The organism is Photorhabdus temperata (genome assembly GCF_025384845.1).
GTDB classification, from domain to species: domain Bacteria; phylum Pseudomonadota; class Gammaproteobacteria; order Enterobacterales; family Enterobacteriaceae; genus Photorhabdus; species Photorhabdus temperata.
In genome coordinates this window covers 50,287-65,706 of the sequence record NZ_JAJAFX010000031.1, presented here as the reverse complement: position 1 = coordinate 65,706, position 15,420 = coordinate 50,287, and the positions used below count along the sequence as shown (strand labels likewise).

At 43.1% G+C, this 15,420-nt stretch carries 17 protein-coding genes; 10 read left to right on the top strand and 7 right to left on the bottom strand.

The window, feature by feature from the left end; genetic code table 11:
* The 3 genes from LGZ99_RS24690 to degS all read left to right on the top strand — a co-directional run.
* Nucleotides 1–1,143, top strand: a 1,143-nt coding sequence (locus tag LGZ99_RS24690; protein ID WP_315903501.1) for a DUF637 domain-containing protein, incomplete at its 5' end; no start/stop codon positions are given.
* Nucleotides 1,140–1,508 (top strand): hypothetical protein, encoded by a 369-nt coding sequence (locus tag LGZ99_RS13655; protein ID WP_036837504.1) that lies wholly within the window; start codon nucleotides 1,140–1,142, stop codon nucleotides 1,506–1,508. The genes LGZ99_RS24690 and LGZ99_RS13655, both read left to right, overlap by 4 nt.
* A 1,794-nt stretch (nucleotides 1,509–3,302) precedes the next feature.
* The gene (degS, locus tag LGZ99_RS13650) at nucleotides 3,303–4,364 is read left to right on the top strand and encodes an outer membrane-stress sensor serine endopeptidase DegS (protein ID WP_021323573.1); all 1,062 of its coding nucleotides are present in this window, start codon (nucleotides 3,303–3,305) and stop codon (nucleotides 4,362–4,364) included.
* Between the two features lie 188 nt (nucleotides 4,365–4,552).
* Here the strand turns inward: degS and murA are convergent, their stop codons facing one another.
* From murA to mlaF, 7 genes are all read right to left on the bottom strand, one after another.
* A complete protein-coding gene (murA, locus tag LGZ99_RS13645; RefSeq protein WP_021323572.1) occupies nucleotides 4,553–5,806 on the bottom strand; it encodes a UDP-N-acetylglucosamine 1-carboxyvinyltransferase in 1,254 nt (417 codons plus the stop codon).
* A gap of 51 nt (nucleotides 5,807–5,857) precedes the next feature.
* Nucleotides 5,858–6,112 carry a BolA family iron metabolism protein IbaG gene (gene ibaG, locus LGZ99_RS13640; protein ID WP_011148158.1) on the bottom strand — a complete coding sequence of 85 codons (255 nt, stop codon included), beginning with the start codon at nucleotides 6,110–6,112 and terminating at the stop codon, nucleotides 5,858–5,860.
* Between the two features lie 142 nt (nucleotides 6,113–6,254).
* On the bottom strand, nucleotides 6,255–6,548 hold the full coding sequence (mlaB, locus tag LGZ99_RS13635; RefSeq protein WP_023044058.1) for a lipid asymmetry maintenance protein MlaB: 294 nt from the start codon (nucleotides 6,546–6,548) through the stop codon (nucleotides 6,255–6,257).
* Nucleotide 6,549: 1 nt separating this feature from the next.
* Complete coding sequence (mlaC, locus tag LGZ99_RS13630; RefSeq protein WP_036837501.1) at nucleotides 6,550–7,179, bottom strand: phospholipid-binding protein MlaC; 630 nt, start codon at nucleotides 7,177–7,179, stop codon at nucleotides 6,550–6,552.
* A 22-nt stretch (nucleotides 7,180–7,201) separates the two neighbouring features.
* Nucleotides 7,202–7,717, bottom strand: a complete 516-nt coding sequence (gene mlaD, locus LGZ99_RS13625; protein ID WP_023044060.1) for an outer membrane lipid asymmetry maintenance protein MlaD — start codon at nucleotides 7,715–7,717, stop codon at nucleotides 7,202–7,204.
* Nucleotides 7,718–7,721: 4 nt separating this feature from the next.
* Nucleotides 7,722–8,504, bottom strand: coding sequence for a lipid asymmetry maintenance ABC transporter permease subunit MlaE (gene mlaE / locus LGZ99_RS13620; RefSeq protein ID WP_036837538.1), 783 nt, complete (start codon nucleotides 8,502–8,504; stop codon nucleotides 7,722–7,724).
* Nucleotides 8,505–8,514: 10 nt separating this feature from the next.
* Nucleotides 8,515–9,318 (bottom strand): phospholipid ABC transporter ATP-binding protein MlaF, encoded by an 804-nt coding sequence (mlaF, locus tag LGZ99_RS13615; RefSeq protein ID WP_036837498.1) that lies wholly within the window; start codon nucleotides 9,316–9,318, stop codon nucleotides 8,515–8,517.
* Nucleotides 9,319–9,546: 228 nt separating this feature from the next.
* Here mlaF and LGZ99_RS13610 point away from each other — a divergent pair, with 228 nt between their 5' ends.
* Genes LGZ99_RS13610 through rpoN form a run of 7 tightly spaced genes read left to right on the top strand, consistent with a single transcriptional unit; the run spans nucleotide 9,547 to nucleotide 15,406 of the window.
* Nucleotides 9,547–10,521 carry a calcium/sodium antiporter gene (locus LGZ99_RS13610; RefSeq protein WP_036837495.1) on the top strand — a complete coding sequence of 325 codons (975 nt, stop codon included), beginning with the start codon at nucleotides 9,547–9,549 and terminating at the stop codon, nucleotides 10,519–10,521.
* A 23-nt stretch (nucleotides 10,522–10,544) separates the two neighbouring features.
* Entirely contained in the window at nucleotides 10,545–11,513 is a 969-nt protein-coding gene (gene kdsD, locus LGZ99_RS13605; RefSeq protein ID WP_021323567.1) for an arabinose-5-phosphate isomerase KdsD, read from the top strand.
* A gap of 17 nt (nucleotides 11,514–11,530) precedes the next feature.
* On the top strand, nucleotides 11,531–12,094 hold the full coding sequence (kdsC, locus tag LGZ99_RS13600; protein ID WP_021323566.1) for a 3-deoxy-manno-octulosonate-8-phosphatase KdsC: 564 nt from the start codon (nucleotides 11,531–11,533) through the stop codon (nucleotides 12,092–12,094).
* A gap of 20 nt (nucleotides 12,095–12,114) precedes the next feature.
* The gene (gene lptC, locus LGZ99_RS13595) at nucleotides 12,115–12,693 is read left to right on the top strand and encodes an LPS export ABC transporter periplasmic protein LptC (RefSeq protein ID WP_023044062.1); all 579 of its coding nucleotides are present in this window, start codon (nucleotides 12,115–12,117) and stop codon (nucleotides 12,691–12,693) included.
* Nucleotides 12,674–13,207: a lipopolysaccharide ABC transporter substrate-binding protein LptA gene (gene lptA, locus LGZ99_RS13590; protein ID WP_021323565.1), complete on the top strand. Its 534-nt coding sequence runs from the start codon at nucleotides 12,674–12,676 to the stop codon at nucleotides 13,205–13,207. Before lptC ends, lptA begins: the two co-directional genes overlap by 20 nt.
* 6 nt (nucleotides 13,208–13,213) lie before the next feature.
* Nucleotides 13,214–13,939, top strand: a complete 726-nt coding sequence (gene lptB / locus LGZ99_RS13585; RefSeq protein WP_036837493.1) for an LPS export ABC transporter ATP-binding protein — start codon at nucleotides 13,214–13,216, stop codon at nucleotides 13,937–13,939.
* A 27-nt stretch (nucleotides 13,940–13,966) separates the two neighbouring features.
* Complete coding sequence (rpoN, locus tag LGZ99_RS13580; protein ID WP_036837491.1) at nucleotides 13,967–15,406, top strand: RNA polymerase factor sigma-54; 1,440 nt, start codon at nucleotides 13,967–13,969, stop codon at nucleotides 15,404–15,406.
* Nucleotides 15,407–15,420 lie beyond the last annotated feature (14 nt).

The following is a 15,420-nucleotide window of genomic DNA, read 5'->3' as shown; positions in this document are numbered from 1 at the left end:
ATCAGTTCCAGCCTGGGGACAACCATCAATGGCGGCAGCTTTAAAGATAACTTCACCACCGCATTACTTGCCAATATCGGCAAGCAGATTAATGCGGAAGGGGCTAATTTAATTGGGAAAAACGGTCAAATATTAGGTTTACCCGGCAAGGCAATTAGCCATGCTGCTGTATCCGCTCTGGCCGCCGAGATGGGTGGCGGCAATGCAAAAGGGGCTGCGGCGGGTGCATTGGCAGCGGAACTGGCGGCAATCACGCTGGATAAAACTTTCAGCGACCCAATGAGCATTCAGGCCGGCGGTAAAATTATCGGCGGCGTTGCCGGTGCGATTGCGACCAATAGCGCAGAAGGTGCTAACAGTGGTGCGAATGCCGGTGAAATCGTGATCCTCTTTAATCACCTGCATTCCATGAGTGTTTATAATCTGACCAGAGAACTTCAAGAGGCCAATAAGCAAGGTGCCTCTACCGAAGCCATCTGGAACAAATACGGAGAACTGAGCGCTGCGCAACGGGCAGAAATGTTGTCTGACTGTGCCGGGAACGGTGGGTTATGTACGTTGACCTATCAGGCCGAAATGGAAGGTGGCATAAAAACAGCCGATGCTGTTAGTGGCCTGAGATGGATGTTTGACTTGTCGGAAGAAGATGCTCATCGTCTCAGCCAATTTGTGACGACAGAAAACCAGAACGATTTAGGGCTGTTGTATAACTCGCTACCTGCCTGGGAAAAAGGTGCACTGATAGCTAAAGAAGCGGTAGAATCTGCCGGTATTGGTGGCGCGGTTGGTAAAGTTTCGGTTGCGTCGATTGTTGGGAAGAATAAACAGCCCTATCAGCCTAACCAGGGTGCGGTAGGGAATATGGGTGAATTCTTTAGGCAGTCTGGTTTTGGCAGTCAAATGAAGAATAATGCACGGAAAACTAACCAAATATACGATGGGCAGAGTGTTTATCAGGTAAAAGGGGATGTGGGTGAGTATATCTCTAAAGGTGATAAATACTACCTAGACGGAATGCATAAAAACCACATTGAAGTCTTTGATAGTAAGCACAAGATCAAAGCTGTTCTGAATCTTGATGGTTCACTTAATCGATCTAAAACGGATAAGGCTATAGAAGAAGGACGGAGACTACCAAAATGACAAATTATTCATTCCTTGATGAGATGAAAGAAAACTTTCTAGGTATTTTGAATCAGAAATCTGCCCATTCAGTAGATATTGATGATTTATCTGTTGATTATAATGTGCTATTGGAAAGTAAGCTGGTAAGACATTTAGAGTTATTACAATCAAAAGCGGCGTTACTTGCCCAGGCAAAGATACACAATGATGAGCTGGCAATACGTGCAGCTATCTTAGAAATAAGAATCCATGCCATGAGCTTATCCAGCTTCTTTGACGCCATTGCTGAAGATACAGAAGTCTTGCTTCGAACCGGCAAATGGTCGGAGATCCCAGAAGATTACAAAATACCTGATCATTACAACTATCCATCCAAAAAATAACTCATAGCCCCAGCCACAGCTGGGGCTTTCTTTAATTTACTGTCCGGAATTAGTTGACCACTACAATTTGGAATCCATCAAGAAATGGAATCGATAAAAGACGAGATTAAGCAGTCTCTCTCCAGTTGAAAACTAAAACCCTCGGAATGATAATCGCTTTACAGACTTGTCATCTTTTTAACATGATGCATTTTCTCCTTTTACTTGTTTTCCCTTTTTAGGCGATCGGCAAGTTGCTTCTTTTGGCGATTAGTTAGCTAAGGGTAAAAAAACAGACATCCATTAATGCCAGATTTTTAAAAGGTACAGAGTGACTAAAAACGGCTTATTATCTGTCATATTTAATGTATTCATCGACAATATTATCCTCCGATTATTTTACATTTATCTGTCCTGCCATAACCATTTAAAAACACAAAACAGAGATATTAAAGCTTTTATATAAAAGACGGTTTTAACTATAAGTGTAGATTTTTAAAAATACGTTAATTAAATTTAATCAAAACCATTAACCATTAACATAAAAGGGTGTCTTTATACCATCAGACTATTTACGGGTTGATTTATGAAGATAAAATAAAGAATTATGATTTATAAGAAGTGAGCATAATTAACGTTGATAAAACGTAAAACACAATATACCATGATGATTAAACTTAAGAAAAAACAGGTGTTAAAAGTAGTGAAAACAACGGTTAAAACCTTATTATACCGATTAAAACCAGAGGTTAAAAAATGGTTTTTAATAACAATTTAAAACCTGACCATCATAAAGCCATCAATGAAAAATGAGAAAAAGAATTGGCTTTATTAATGCTTATATACCCCGTAAAAAAAGAAAAACAAGAATATTAAATAAATTAGCCAGACAATACATTTAAAAAAAGGAACCAACTTTAATAATGTTTTCAACCAAGGAATAAATTTTCCCATAAGCCAGTTAAATAATTTCCCATGAATAACAGAATCCGCAAATAAATGATTTAACTGAATACGAACTAGATTATTTCCAGCGTTATTATGTTGCATTTATCATGCAACACCGCGTTAATTTACCGATCGATTTAAACATAATTTTAACAGTATAGGTGGATGGCGTTAAATGAAAATCATATGAAGATCCTATTTTTAATAAATAAACGATTTTATTTTGACCACCAAAACCTTTTTAAAATGATATTCACTAAATGCACATACCATTTATTACTCTAAAATAGCCATTTTATTAAAGACAAGACAAAAACCATAAAATGGTAAGAAAAATATCCAAGTGTAAAATAAATCCATTGTTAAAAAGTTAAAAACTTTTTATTTAAAACTGTGCTTTGAATAAGCAAATAAATGAAATCCAACCCTGTGTAGTTAAATCAGTTAAACATTTTTATATAATCTCATATTCTTATTTAACTTTATCATCTTATTAATAAATTTAAAACCCATTTTTCCTAATATTTTCTCTTTCAACGTCAATATAACATCGGATTTTTCACCCACTTTAAAAATCCCTAATCAATTATTTTTACCTTTAATGATTAAAGTTTTCACCTGTTTTTTTCATGATACGCTTGCCATTTTTTTCAGATTTTAAAACCACGCTAACAGACAAAACAATGGCTTTTCTTAACTGCTGTTTTATCACTTTAAGATAAAGAGTGGCTAATCTTACCTCACTTAAAAACTCAACAGGGATAGCCGGATGCTAAAAGTCAGCAATCTGGGATACAGCGCAATGCTGTGTTTGTTAATTTCTATGTTATCCTGCAATGACTCATTAACTCATGCTGAATAATACCCATGATTGCCAAGTTACTGCGCTCTGCTTTTTTAGGATTACTTGTAGCTGTAATTTTGCTGATTACCATTCCATCACTGCGCCCTAACGGGCTGGTTTCTGCAATCACCAGCAACAATAGTGATGAAGTTCCATTCAGCTTTAATAAAGGTGTCCGCAGGGCAGCTCCCGCAGTGGTTAACGTCTACAGCAGCAACATGGGGAGTTTTTCTCATGAAGGCAGGGAAAATCATACTCTGGGCTCTGGCGTCATCATGAGTGATAAGGGCTATATTCTTACTAATAAACACGTCATTAATAATGCAGGGCAAATTATTGTTGCACTACAAGATGGTCATTTTTATGAAGCCCTGGTCATCGGCTCTGACAGTTTAACAGATCTTGCAGTCCTGAAAATTGATGCCGAGAATCTGCCTATCATTGCTATCAATCCAAATAGAGTAGCCCATGTGGGAGATATCGTTCTGGCTATTGGTAACCCTTACAATTTAGGACAAACCATTACCCAAGGGATTATTAGTGCTACTGGTCGCGTTGGATTAAGCCCTACCCGACGCCAAAACTTTCTCCAGACAGATGCTTCCATTAATCAAGGTAACTCTGGCGGTGCGTTAATTAATACCCTTGGTGAATTGGTGGGCATCAATACGTTATCATTTGATAAAAGTGAAAACGGTGAAACACCAGAAGGGTTGGGTTTTGCTATTCCTACTGAACTCGCCACAAAAATTATGCAGAAACTTATTCGTGATGGACGGGTTATCCGGGGCTTTATCGGCATAGCGTCACAAGAACTCCCACATATTCGCTCTTATAACGGCAATATTAATCAGATTCAGGGGCTACGGGTATTCCAGGTTACCCCAAATGGACCCGCCCAAACAGCCGGTATTAAGGTCGGTGATATCATTACCAGTGTAAATAACAAGCCTGCTATTTCTGCGACTGAAACAATGGATCAAGTGGCTGAAATACGCCCCGACAGCGTTGTTCCTGTGACTTTATTGCGTAATGGGAAAATGCTGTCACTGCAAGTGACGATTGCAGAATTTGATGAATATTAATTACCCAGTAAAAATTTCTCAATCAAAACCGTAATGATGGGTAGATCGTAATAGCACATAAATGTTTTTTATCGGCTTGAGCCATGGACCCTGCGGATACACCTTACTTCTCTACCCATCACCAATCTGGTTTTTTTAAACTACATCGCTTCCTGTTTCCAAATAAAGAAACAAAATCACTTTTCCGCTTATTTCAATCGTTCAATATCCGCACCAAGCCCGCGCAGTTTATCTTCGATATGTTCATAACCACGGTCAATATGATAGATACGGTCAACAACAGTCACACCTTCCGCAATACAACCCGCCAGAACCAGACTCGCAGATGCCCGTAAATCAGTCGCCATGACCTGAGCACCAGACAACTTTTTGACACCATGACAAAGCACTGTATTACTTTCAATTTCCGCATGAGCCCCCATACGAATTAATTCAGGGATATGCATGAAACGGTTTTCAAAAATAGTTTCGGTGATCATACCAACCCCTTCAGCAACCAAGTTCAGTAAGCTGAACTGGGCTTGCATATCTGTCGGGAAACCGGGATGGGGAGCAGTACGCAATGTCACCGCTTTGGGCCGTTTACCGTGCATATCAAGGCTGATCCAGTCTTTACCAATTTCAATATCAGCACCCGCCTCACGCAATTTAGCCAATACGGCATCCAATGTATCAGGTTGAGCATGACGGCAAACAACCTTACCACCGGATATCGCAGCCGCAATCAGGAATGTACCTGTCTCAATACGATCGGGTAATACCCGGTATACACCACCACCAAGACGTTCTACGCCTTCAATGATGATATGGTCAGTACCTGCACCTGTAATTTTTGCGCCCAAGGTATTGAGAAAATCGGCGGTATCTTCAATTTCCGGTTCGCGTGCCGCATTCTCAATAACCGTTGTCCCTTCAGCCAGTGTTGCCGCAGTCATAATCGTGACTGTCGCCCCGACACTGACTTTATCCATCACAATGCAAGCCCCTTTCAGACGTCCATTAACGGAAGCTTTAACGTAGCCCTCTTCCAGAACAATTTCAGCCCCTAACTGTTCCAGGCCACTGATATGCAGATCAACCGGGCGTGCGCCGATAGCACAACCACCAGGTAAAGAAACTTGCCCCTGACCAAAACGCGCGACCAGCGGACCTAACGCCCAAATAGAGGCACGCATCGTTTTTACCAGATCGTAAGGCGCGCAATATTGATTCACACTACGGGCATCCACAAAGACAGAACCATTACGCTCAATTTTGGTCCCAAGGCAATTCAATAATTTGATTGTAGTGTCAATATCTTTCAGTTCTGGAACATTTTGCAACTCAACAGGCTCTTCAGCCAACAATGCGGCGAACAAAATTGGCAGTGCAGCATTTTTTGCCCCGGAAATAGAAACCTCACCCGACAGACGAGTTGGTCCCTTCACACGAAATTTATCCATCTGTGACGACTCTCTTTATATAATTTGCTGTTCGCGGCGAGGCAAACAGCATCAAAAACCGTTGAGCTTACGATCCCGCTTCCAATCATCCGGTGTATAAGCTTTGATTGACAGGGCATGAATACGATTATCAGCAATGTATTCCATCAAAGGCGCATAAACGGCTTGCTGCTGTTTTACCCGGCTCATGCCGGCAAACATTTCACCAACCACAATAACTTGGAAATGGCTGCCATCTCCGTTAACGATGACTTCATCCAGTGCTAATTTATCCATCAGCACTTGTTTAATCTCATTGGTATCCATAATTGCTCAATTCTGTAGTTAGAAATAATAGACCGTCGTCTATCCTAATAGAATCCGACTTACTCTTAAACAATGAAAACGCCCTTGTAACATTTTTGCTTACAAGGGCGCTGATTATACAGATAATTACTGAGATTTTCGGCTAGCTATCCATGATAATTTCTTGCAGATCGTAAAGCGTAATCAAGGTGCCAAGCCGTTCACTGACGCCGGAAAAGAGCAGTTTAACCCCTTCCTTTCGCATATGATGTTTAAAACGGATTAAAAGAGCCAACCCGGTAGAATCCACATGCTCAAGCTGTGACACATTGACGCCGTTGATACCGGTCAGTAATTTTTCTTTTTGCTGCCAGAGAGGCAGCAAAGTGTCACGATCCAAAATACCTTTGAGGATCAATGTTTGCCCTGTTTTTTCCCAGCTCAGACTCTCATTCATGTTACTTTTTCTCTTCCAGCGTAATGGGCTGCCGGGCACTGATTTCAAGTTGCTTAGTCAAACCATCAATACCTTGCTGACGTAAGATAGAAGCCCATTCACTCTGTTTAGTTGTAATCATACTGACACCTTCAGCAATCATATCGTATGCTTGCCAATGACCCGTTTTGCTGTTTTTACGCCACTGAAAATCAAGACGAACCGGCGGGCGGCCATTTGAATCAATGATAGTGACACGAATCGCAACGATATTGTTGTCTCCCAATGGTTTTTCAGGATCAATCTGATAAGTCTGATCGTGATACATTGCCAGAGCCTGCCCATAAACCTGCTCAAGGTAAGATTCAAATGCGGTAAAATAAGCCTCACGTTGTGCTGGCGTCGAATCTTTATAATAGCTCCCCAGAACTAATGCCCCAGCATATTTGATATGTACATAGGGCAGTAATTCTTCTTTCACCACCTGGCGCAAATAATCTGGATTTTGACGAATTTGTGACTGACTATTCTTCAAGCGGGTAAACGTCTTTTCTGCCGCATCCTGCATCAATTTGTAAGGGTTCGTCTGATCAACTGCGCTAGCTAATGGCGCAACCACCAACAGCGCCACCATTAATAATCTCTTCAACATAATTGGTTCCTCTTAACGATATTCAATTGCGGGTTGGTGCCGGAGTATGTTCTGCTCCACTCTGAGAGTTATCACCCCCCTTATACAAGAACTGACCAATCAGATCCTCAAGTACCATCGCTGATTTAGTATCCTGCACGCGGTCTCCTTCTTTCAGGATATTGGTTCCCATATCTGGATCTTCAAACCCCATATTCAGGGCAATATATTGTTCACCCAATAGACCCGAAGTGCGGATGGAAAGAGAACTGGTATCAGGGATACGGTCATATTGCTTCATGATATCCAGCGCCACCTGCGGTGTATAAGTTTTTTCATCAAGAGAGATAGTTGCAACACGGCCAATCACCACACCACCAATTTTTACCGGTGAGCGCACTTTAAGACCGCCGATATTGTCAAAAGTTGCGTATAAACGGTAAGTCGGTTGGTTACCGACCGATTTAATATCTGCCACTTTCAGGCATAAAAAGACGATTGCAGCCAGTGCAATCAAGACAAAAAATCCAACCCAAACTTCAATTTTCTTGCTTTGCATTGACTTAATTCCCAAACATGAGTGCTGTCAGCACGAAATCCAAACCTAAAACGGCTAACGAAGCATGAACCACCGTTCTGGTTGTTGCCCGGCTGATCCCTTCTGAGGTGGGGATCGCATCATAACCATTAAATAAAGCAATCCAAGTCACGGTAATGGCGAAAACGACGCTTTTAATAAAACAGTTAAGCAAATCTTTCTGCCACTCTATAGCAGACTGCATTGCAGACCAGAAGAAACCGCTGTCGATCCCCTTCCAATCAACTCCAACCACTGCGCCACCCCAAATGCCTACAGCCACAAAAATCAAGGATAATAACGGCATACTGATAAACCCGGCCCAGAAACGGGGTGCTATCACACGCCGTAATGGATCTACCGCCATCATCTCCAGACTGGAAATTTGTTCCGTGGCTTTCATCAAACCGATTTCTGCGGTTAGCGCTGATCCTGCACGACCGGCAAACAACAGTGCAGTAACAACCGGCCCCAGTTCACGTAACAGAGACAGCGCCACCATCATGCCAAGACTGGCTTCCGCGCTGTAGGTTGTCAGTATCAGATACCCCTGTAAGCCGAGCACCATGCCAATAAATAATCCTGAAACCATAATAATCAACAATGACCGAACACCTACGCTGTAAAGCTGTTGTCGGAGTAATGGCCATTGTCTGGCAGGTTCTGGCTTGCCAATTACCGCGCTAAACAGCATAAAACCGGCACGGCCAAAAGAGGCGAATGCCTCGATGGCCCGCCTGCCAAGTGCCGCCAGCGCCTGTGTTAACATCAACATTACACTATCCTAATAACTCAGTTTTATAATCCCCTGCCGGGAAACGGAAAGGTACCGGCCCATCAGCAATGCCATCGAGAAATTGCCGTACCCGCTGATCAGAATTAGACTGCAACTGTTGAGCGGTACCCTCTGCAATAATCTGTTGTTCAGCCATAATATAAGCATAATCTGCAATGCTCAGAACTTCCGGCACATCGTGGGAAACAACCACACAGGTCACACCAAGCGCCTTATTCAGTTCATCAATGAGTTTCACCAAAACCCCCATCGTAATCGGGTCCTGACCAACAAAAGGCTCATCAAACATAATCAGGTCAGGATCAAGTGCAATGGCGCGAGCCAGAGCAGCACGCCTTGCCATACCACCGGAAAGTTCAGAAGGCATCAAATTCGCGGCGCCACGTAACCCAACAGCCTCCAATTTCATCATGACAGTCGTCTGTATAATTTCTTCAGGCAGATTCGTATGTTCACGCAGCGGAAAAGCGACGTTCTCAAAAACATTCAGATCAGTGAATAATGCCCCGGACTGAAACAACATACTCATCTTCTTACGGGCCGCATACAAACGAGAACGGGATAAAGCAGGAATATTATCGCCATCAAACCAGATCTCTCCCCGTTCAGGGCGCAACTGACCGCCAATCAACCGTAATAGTGTTGTTTTCCCGATCCCAGAAGGCCCCATAATTGCAGTGACTTTTCCTTTGGGCACCGCCAGATTAATATCAGCAAAAATCGGACGGTTACCACGGGTAAAATACATGCCACGGATCTCGATGAGATTTGCTGTTTGTTGACTCATTATTGATAGACCTTAACGGTTAATAAATTGGCTTTATATTTGGTTCATATATTAATCACATATACTACAAAAAAGCTTGAGAATTTTCGCTACCAAAGTTGTGACAAATTTTACTTTTCCATCCTCCGCCGTCAGAATATACCCCATCTAACTGAACAAACAATTTTTGTTTAAGAAATCAACCAACGTTAATATTAAATTCGGAATATACCTTACAAGGGACGCTCCATGCTTCTGACCTTTTTACTCTTAATTACCGGGTTGATTTTACTGGTATATGGTTCCGATAGATTAGTATATGGTGCTGCAATTTTTGCCCGTACTCTGGGACTGCCTCCTTTTATTATTGGTACTACCATTGTTGGCATCGGAACATCTCTGCCCGAATTAATGGTTTCAGCCACTGCCATGCTAGACGGCCAACCTGATATGGCGGTTGGTAATGTTATTGGCTCCAACATTACCAATCTGCTGCTGATAACCGGCGCTGCTGCATTTATTCGCCCACTGGAAGTAAAATCAGAAATGCTGCGGCAAGAACTGCCCTTAATGCTGCTGATCACCGCTTTCTGTGGTTATTTGATGAGTGATAACTATCTCAGTCGAATGGACGGGTTAGTATTACTGGCTTCTGCCATTGCGTATATATTACTGATGATAAAAATGGCGGCTCTGCCACGCTGTGCCGAAACTGATATTTACACACAAGAGCAGGTTTCTGAATTACCGCGGGAAGGCAATAAACGCATTGCCCTGCTTTGGATACTATTAGGGTTGATTATTTTACCTATGGCAACCCGCATGGTTATTGATAATGCAACGGTTATTGCCCGCATTTATGGTATTAGTGAATTAGTTATCGGGCTTACTGTGCTTGCGGTCGGTACCAGCCTGCCAGAATTAGCAACCTCTATTGCAGCCGCATTCAAAGGAGAAGATGATATTGCATTCGGGAATATTATAGGTTCGAATATATTCAATATATCAATTGTTTTGGGCCTTCCCGCATTACTCTCACCAGCAACCATTTCCCCGGCATCTTTCCACCGTGATTTTTGGGTGATGATGGTAGCCAGCACAATATTTGCTGCATTTTGTCTGGGTCGTAAACACCGGTTAAACCGATTTAAAGGTGTCCTGTTATTAAGCTGCTTTATCGCTTATTTTATCGTGCTGTTTATTTGCAATTACAGTATTGAATAAACACAAATTAGTAGGAAAAAGAAATGCCTAAGATTGATTTTCAGCAAGCGGGTAAGAAAGTTTTACAGATAGAACGTGATGGGTTGGCAGAACTTGAACACTATATCAATGAAGATTTTGCCCGCACCTGTGAACTAATGTTCAACTGTGAAGGTAAGGTTATTGTCATGGGGATGGGCAAATCCGGCCACATCGGGTGTAAAATTGCTGCAACTTTCGCCAGTACGGGTACCTCCTCCTTTTTCGTTCATCCGGGAGAAGCCAGCCACGGCGATCTCGGTATGGTTACACCTAAAGATATCGTTTTAGCCATCTCAAACTCGGGTGAATCCAATGAAATTCTGTCATTGATCCCCGCATTGAAACGTCAAAAAATTCCGCTTATCTGCATGACTAACAATTACAACAGCAGTATGGGCAAAGCCGCAGACATTCACTTGTGTATCAAAGTCCCACAGGAAGCCTGTCCGTTAGGTTTAGCGCCAACAACCAGCACGACTGCAACATTGGTTATGGGTGATGCTTTAGCGGTTGCATTACTCCAGGCACGTGGTTTTACCGCTGAAGACTTCGCACTATCACATCCAGGCGGCACACTTGGGCGCAAGCTTCTGCTGCTGGTGAGTGATTTAATGAATACAGGTGATGATATCCCAAGAGTGAATCGCGATGCCTCTTTACGTGAAGCTCTCGTCGAAATCACCCGCCAAAAACTGGGTATGACCGTCGTTTGCGATGAAAATATGTATATTGATGGTATTTTTACCGATGGTGACTTGCGGCGAGTGTTTGATATGGGAATTGATTTGTACAATGTCAAAATTTCAGCTGTTATGACAACTGGCGGTATCCGTATCAAACCGAATGCTCTTGCCGTTGATGCATTAAACTTAATGCAATCACGCCATATCACTTCCTTACTGGTTACCGAGGAAAATAAATTACTTGGTGTATTACATATGCATGACCTGCTACAAGCTGGCGTAGTTTAACCTGAGAGAACGTCTTAATGAGCCAATTAGTTTATCTGGATACCTGTTATGGTCCAGTTAATAAAGACATTATTGAAAAAGCCGGTAGAATCCGTCTGCTGATTTGCGACGTTGACGGTGTGATGTCTGATGGCCTGATATATATGGGCAATAACGGCGAAGAATTGAAAACGTTTAACGTTCGTGATGGCTACGGAATTCGTTGCCTGATTACTTCAGGAATCGAAGTCGCTATTATTACCGGCCGTCGGGCAAAATTGCTGGAAGATCGAGCAAATACACTGGGCATTACACATCTTTACCAAGGACAAAGTGATAAGGTTTTGGCGTATAGAGAACTGTTAGATAAACTGGGACTAACACCAGAACAGGTTGCTTACATCGGTGATGATCTGATTGACTGGCCGGTCATGGAACAAGTGGGCTTATCTGTCGCTGTGGCAGACGCGCATCCACTGCTATTACCAAAAGCACATTATGTCACCCGGATTGCTGGGGGGCGCGGTGCAGTAAGAGAACTTTGTGATTTGGTGCTTTTCGCTCAGAATAAACTGGAAGAGGCCAAAGGATTATCAATATAGTAGGTTGAAGCGAAACGAGAATGGATAAAATCAAATCCTGGCTGGCTATAATACTGGCATTAATCACCCTGGCGTTAATTGGCTGGAACTTATCTGATTCAGACGAGACTAACTCATCTTCTGATACAGATAACAGTCAGCCAACATACCAAAGCCAGGAAACCATAACCTTTGTTTATGATCCTACGGGTAAGCTGACGTACAAACTGGTCGCTGATGACGTCCAGAATTATGCTGAGTCAAAACTTACCTGGTTTACCAAGCCGGTATTAACGACATATGACTCAAATGCCATTGCTACATGGACAGTTCGTGCGAACAAAGCCAAACTGACCAACGACAGAATGCTCTATCTTTACGGAGATGTGCAGGTTGACAGCCTGACTGATACGACACAATTACAGCGTATTACCACAGAAAATGCTATCGTCAATCTGGTAACTCAGGATGTTTCATCCGACGATCAGGTCACACTGATTGGCGTAGGATTGAAGTCCGTCGGTATGAAAATGCGTGGCAATCTGCGGAACAAAACCGCTGAACTGATTGAAAAGGTTAACACCTACTATGAAATCCAACATGAACAACAGAATCCGTAATGCTCTTATTGCCAGTGCCATTTTTACAGTCAGTCTTCCGGCTCTGGCACTGAAAGATGACACACAGAAACCAATTTCTATTGATTCTGCCAAGCAATCCCTTGACATGACCGGGAACACTGCCACATTTACAGAAAACGTGATCGTTAAACAGGGCTCTATTGATATCCACGCTGACAAAGTTGTTGTGACCCGCCCAGATGGCGATTCTAAAAAAATGGTTGTTGAGGCATTTGGTAATCCGGTCACTTTCTATCAGCTACAGGACAACGGCAAACCCATCAAAGGCCGCGGCGCCAAAATGCGTTACGAAATGGATAAGGAGCTGGTTACACTGACTGGCAACGCCTATCTGGAACAATTAGACAGCAATATAAAAGGCGACCGTATCACTTACCTGGTCCCAACCCAGCAAATGGAAGCGTTCAGTGACAAAGGTAAACGAGTGACAACTGTTCTGTTACCTTCTCAGTTACAAGAAGAAAGCCCTGCGGTTAACAACAAGAGTAAATAACGAGATATGGCAATACTAAACGCAGAAAACCTGGCAAAAGCTTACAAAGGCCGTAAGGTCGTTGAAAATGTCAGCTTAAACGTGAACTCCGGTGAAATTGTTGGTCTGCTTGGCCCTAACGGCGCAGGGAAAACCACGACTTTTTATATGGTCGTAGGCATTGTTTCACGGGATGCCGGGACAATTACCATTGATGGCGAAGATATCAGCCTACTGCCACTTCACGAACGGGCGCGCCGTGGTATTGGCTACTTGCCTCAGGAAGCTTCTATTTTCCGCCGTCTGAGCGTCTTCGACAATCTGATGGCCGTATTGGAGATCCGTCAGGATCTGACACAGGAACAACGAAAGGAACGTGCCGAAGAGCTGATGGAGGAGTTCCATATCAGCCACCTACGGGACAATCTGGGTCAATCCCTTTCCGGGGGTGAGCGTCGCCGCGTAGAGATTGCCCGCGCACTGGCCGCCAATCCTAAATTTATTTTGCTGGATGAACCTTTCGCCGGCGTAGATCCAATCTCAGTAATCGATATCAAAAAAATTATTCAGCATTTGAGGGATTACGGGCTAGGCGTCCTGATCACAGACCATAACGTCCGTGAAACATTGGATGTCTGTGAGCGTGCTTATATCGTCAGCCAAGGGCAGTTGATTGCTCACGGCACACCGAGTGATATCCTTAATAATGAACAGGTGAAGCGCGTTTATTTAGGCGAAGGTTTCCGGCTCTAATTCAGCCAGGAGAATTGATTTAACGCTATGAAGCAAAGTTTGCAACTCAGGCTCAGTCAGCAACTGGCTATGACACCACAGCTCCAACAAGCCATTCGTTTGTTGCAACTTTCTACGCTTGAACTTCAACAGGAAATACAGCAAGCGTTAGAAATGAACCCTTTGCTTGAGCAGGATGAAGATCATCAAGAAATCAGTAATCAAGAATCTCCCGACAACGAAACTGACGTTATGGATACGCTTGATGCCCTGCAACAAAAGGATATACCGGATGAGTTGCCACTGGATGCCAGCTGGGATGAAATTTATACAGCTGGTACACCTTCCGGTACACGTAATGACTATAGTGATGACGACCTGCCGCTTTACCAAGGTGAAACAGTCCAAACCCTGCAAGACTATTTAATGTGGCAGGCAGGACTGACCCCTTTCACGGAAACAGATGCAGCAATTGCTACATCAATCATTGATGCCGTAGATGATACAGGCTACCTTACTGTACCACTGGAGGATATCCTTGCTAGCATTGGCGACGATCAACTGACTCTGACAGAAGTGGAAGCCGTGCTCAAACGAGTGCAACATTTCGATCCTATCGGTGTCGCTGCCCGTAATCTAAAAGATTGTCTACTGATCCAGCTATCAATGTTCCCACCAGAAACACCTTATCTGAAAGAGGCGAAACTGATCGTCTGCGAACATCTGGAGTTACTGGGTAATCGGGATTTCCGCAATTTAATCCGCTTAAGTCGCTTGAAAGAAGATACACTGAAAGAAGTGATTGATTTAATTCAGTCACTTGAACCAAGACCTGGCTTGGCGGTAAACACAGGTGAATCAGAGTATGTCATCCCTGATGTGCTGGTTCGAAAAGAGGGTGAACACTGGCAAGTAGAATTAAATACAGATAGCATTCCCCGTTTACACATTAATCAGCATTATGCGGAACTTGGGCAACATACACACAATGAAAGTGACAGCCAGTTTATCCGCAATAACCTACAGGAAGCTAAATGGCTTATCAAAAGCCTGGAAAGCCGAAATGATACTCTGCTGAAAGTTACGCGCTGCATTGTAGAGCAGCAACAGGAGTTTTTTGAACATGGCGAAGAACATATGAAGCCCATGGTTTTGGCAGATATTGCCTTCCAGGTCGATATGCATGAATCTACCATTTCCAGGGTGACTACCCAAAAATTCCTGCACAGCCCACGTGGCATTTTTGAATTGAAGTATTTTTTCTCCAGCCATGTTAATACAGAAAGTGGAGGCGAAGCCTCTTCAACTGCAATACGGGCTTTGGTGAAAAAACTGGTAGCAGCGGAGAACTCCGCCAAACCATTAAGTGACAGCAAACTGACGAGCATGCTAGCCGATCAAGGCATTATAGTTGCCCGACGGACTGTCGCAAAATATCGAGAGTCGTTATCCATTCCGCCATCAAACCAACGTAAGCGTCTGGTTTGAAATGAACAGAGAAG

Coding starts and splice junctions, on each gene's coding strand:
- LGZ99_RS13655 (WP_036837504.1), top strand. CDS start 1,140: ATGACAAATTATTCATTCCTTGATGAGATGAAAGAAAACTTTCTAGGT.
- degS (WP_021323573.1), top strand. CDS start 3,303: ATGATTGCCAAGTTACTGCGCTCTGCTTTTTTAGGATTACTTGTAGCT.
- murA (WP_021323572.1), bottom strand. CDS start 5,806: ATGGATAAATTTCGTGTGAAGGGACCAACTCGTCTGTCGGGTGAGGTT.
- ibaG (WP_011148158.1), bottom strand. CDS start 6,112: ATGGATACCAATGAGATTAAACAAGTGCTGATGGATAAATTAGCACTG.
- mlaB (WP_023044058.1), bottom strand. CDS start 6,548: ATGAATGAGAGTCTGAGCTGGGAAAAAACAGGGCAAACATTGATCCTC.
- mlaC (WP_036837501.1), bottom strand. CDS start 7,179: ATGTTGAAGAGATTATTAATGGTGGCGCTGTTGGTGGTTGCGCCATTA.
- mlaD (WP_023044060.1), bottom strand. CDS start 7,717: ATGCAAAGCAAGAAAATTGAAGTTTGGGTTGGATTTTTTGTCTTGATT.
- mlaE (WP_036837538.1), bottom strand. CDS start 8,504: ATGTTAACACAGGCGCTGGCGGCACTTGGCAGGCGGGCCATCGAGGCA.
- mlaF (WP_036837498.1), bottom strand. CDS start 9,318: ATGAGTCAACAAACAGCAAATCTCATCGAGATCCGTGGCATGTATTTT.
- LGZ99_RS13610 (WP_036837495.1), top strand. CDS start 9,547: ATGCTTCTGACCTTTTTACTCTTAATTACCGGGTTGATTTTACTGGTA.
- kdsD (WP_021323567.1), top strand. CDS start 10,545: ATGCCTAAGATTGATTTTCAGCAAGCGGGTAAGAAAGTTTTACAGATA.
- kdsC (WP_021323566.1), top strand. CDS start 11,531: ATGAGCCAATTAGTTTATCTGGATACCTGTTATGGTCCAGTTAATAAA.
- lptC (WP_023044062.1), top strand. CDS start 12,115: ATGGATAAAATCAAATCCTGGCTGGCTATAATACTGGCATTAATCACC.
- lptA (WP_021323565.1), top strand. CDS start 12,674: ATGAACAACAGAATCCGTAATGCTCTTATTGCCAGTGCCATTTTTACA.
- lptB (WP_036837493.1), top strand. CDS start 13,214: ATGGCAATACTAAACGCAGAAAACCTGGCAAAAGCTTACAAAGGCCGT.
- rpoN (WP_036837491.1), top strand. CDS start 13,967: ATGAAGCAAAGTTTGCAACTCAGGCTCAGTCAGCAACTGGCTATGACA.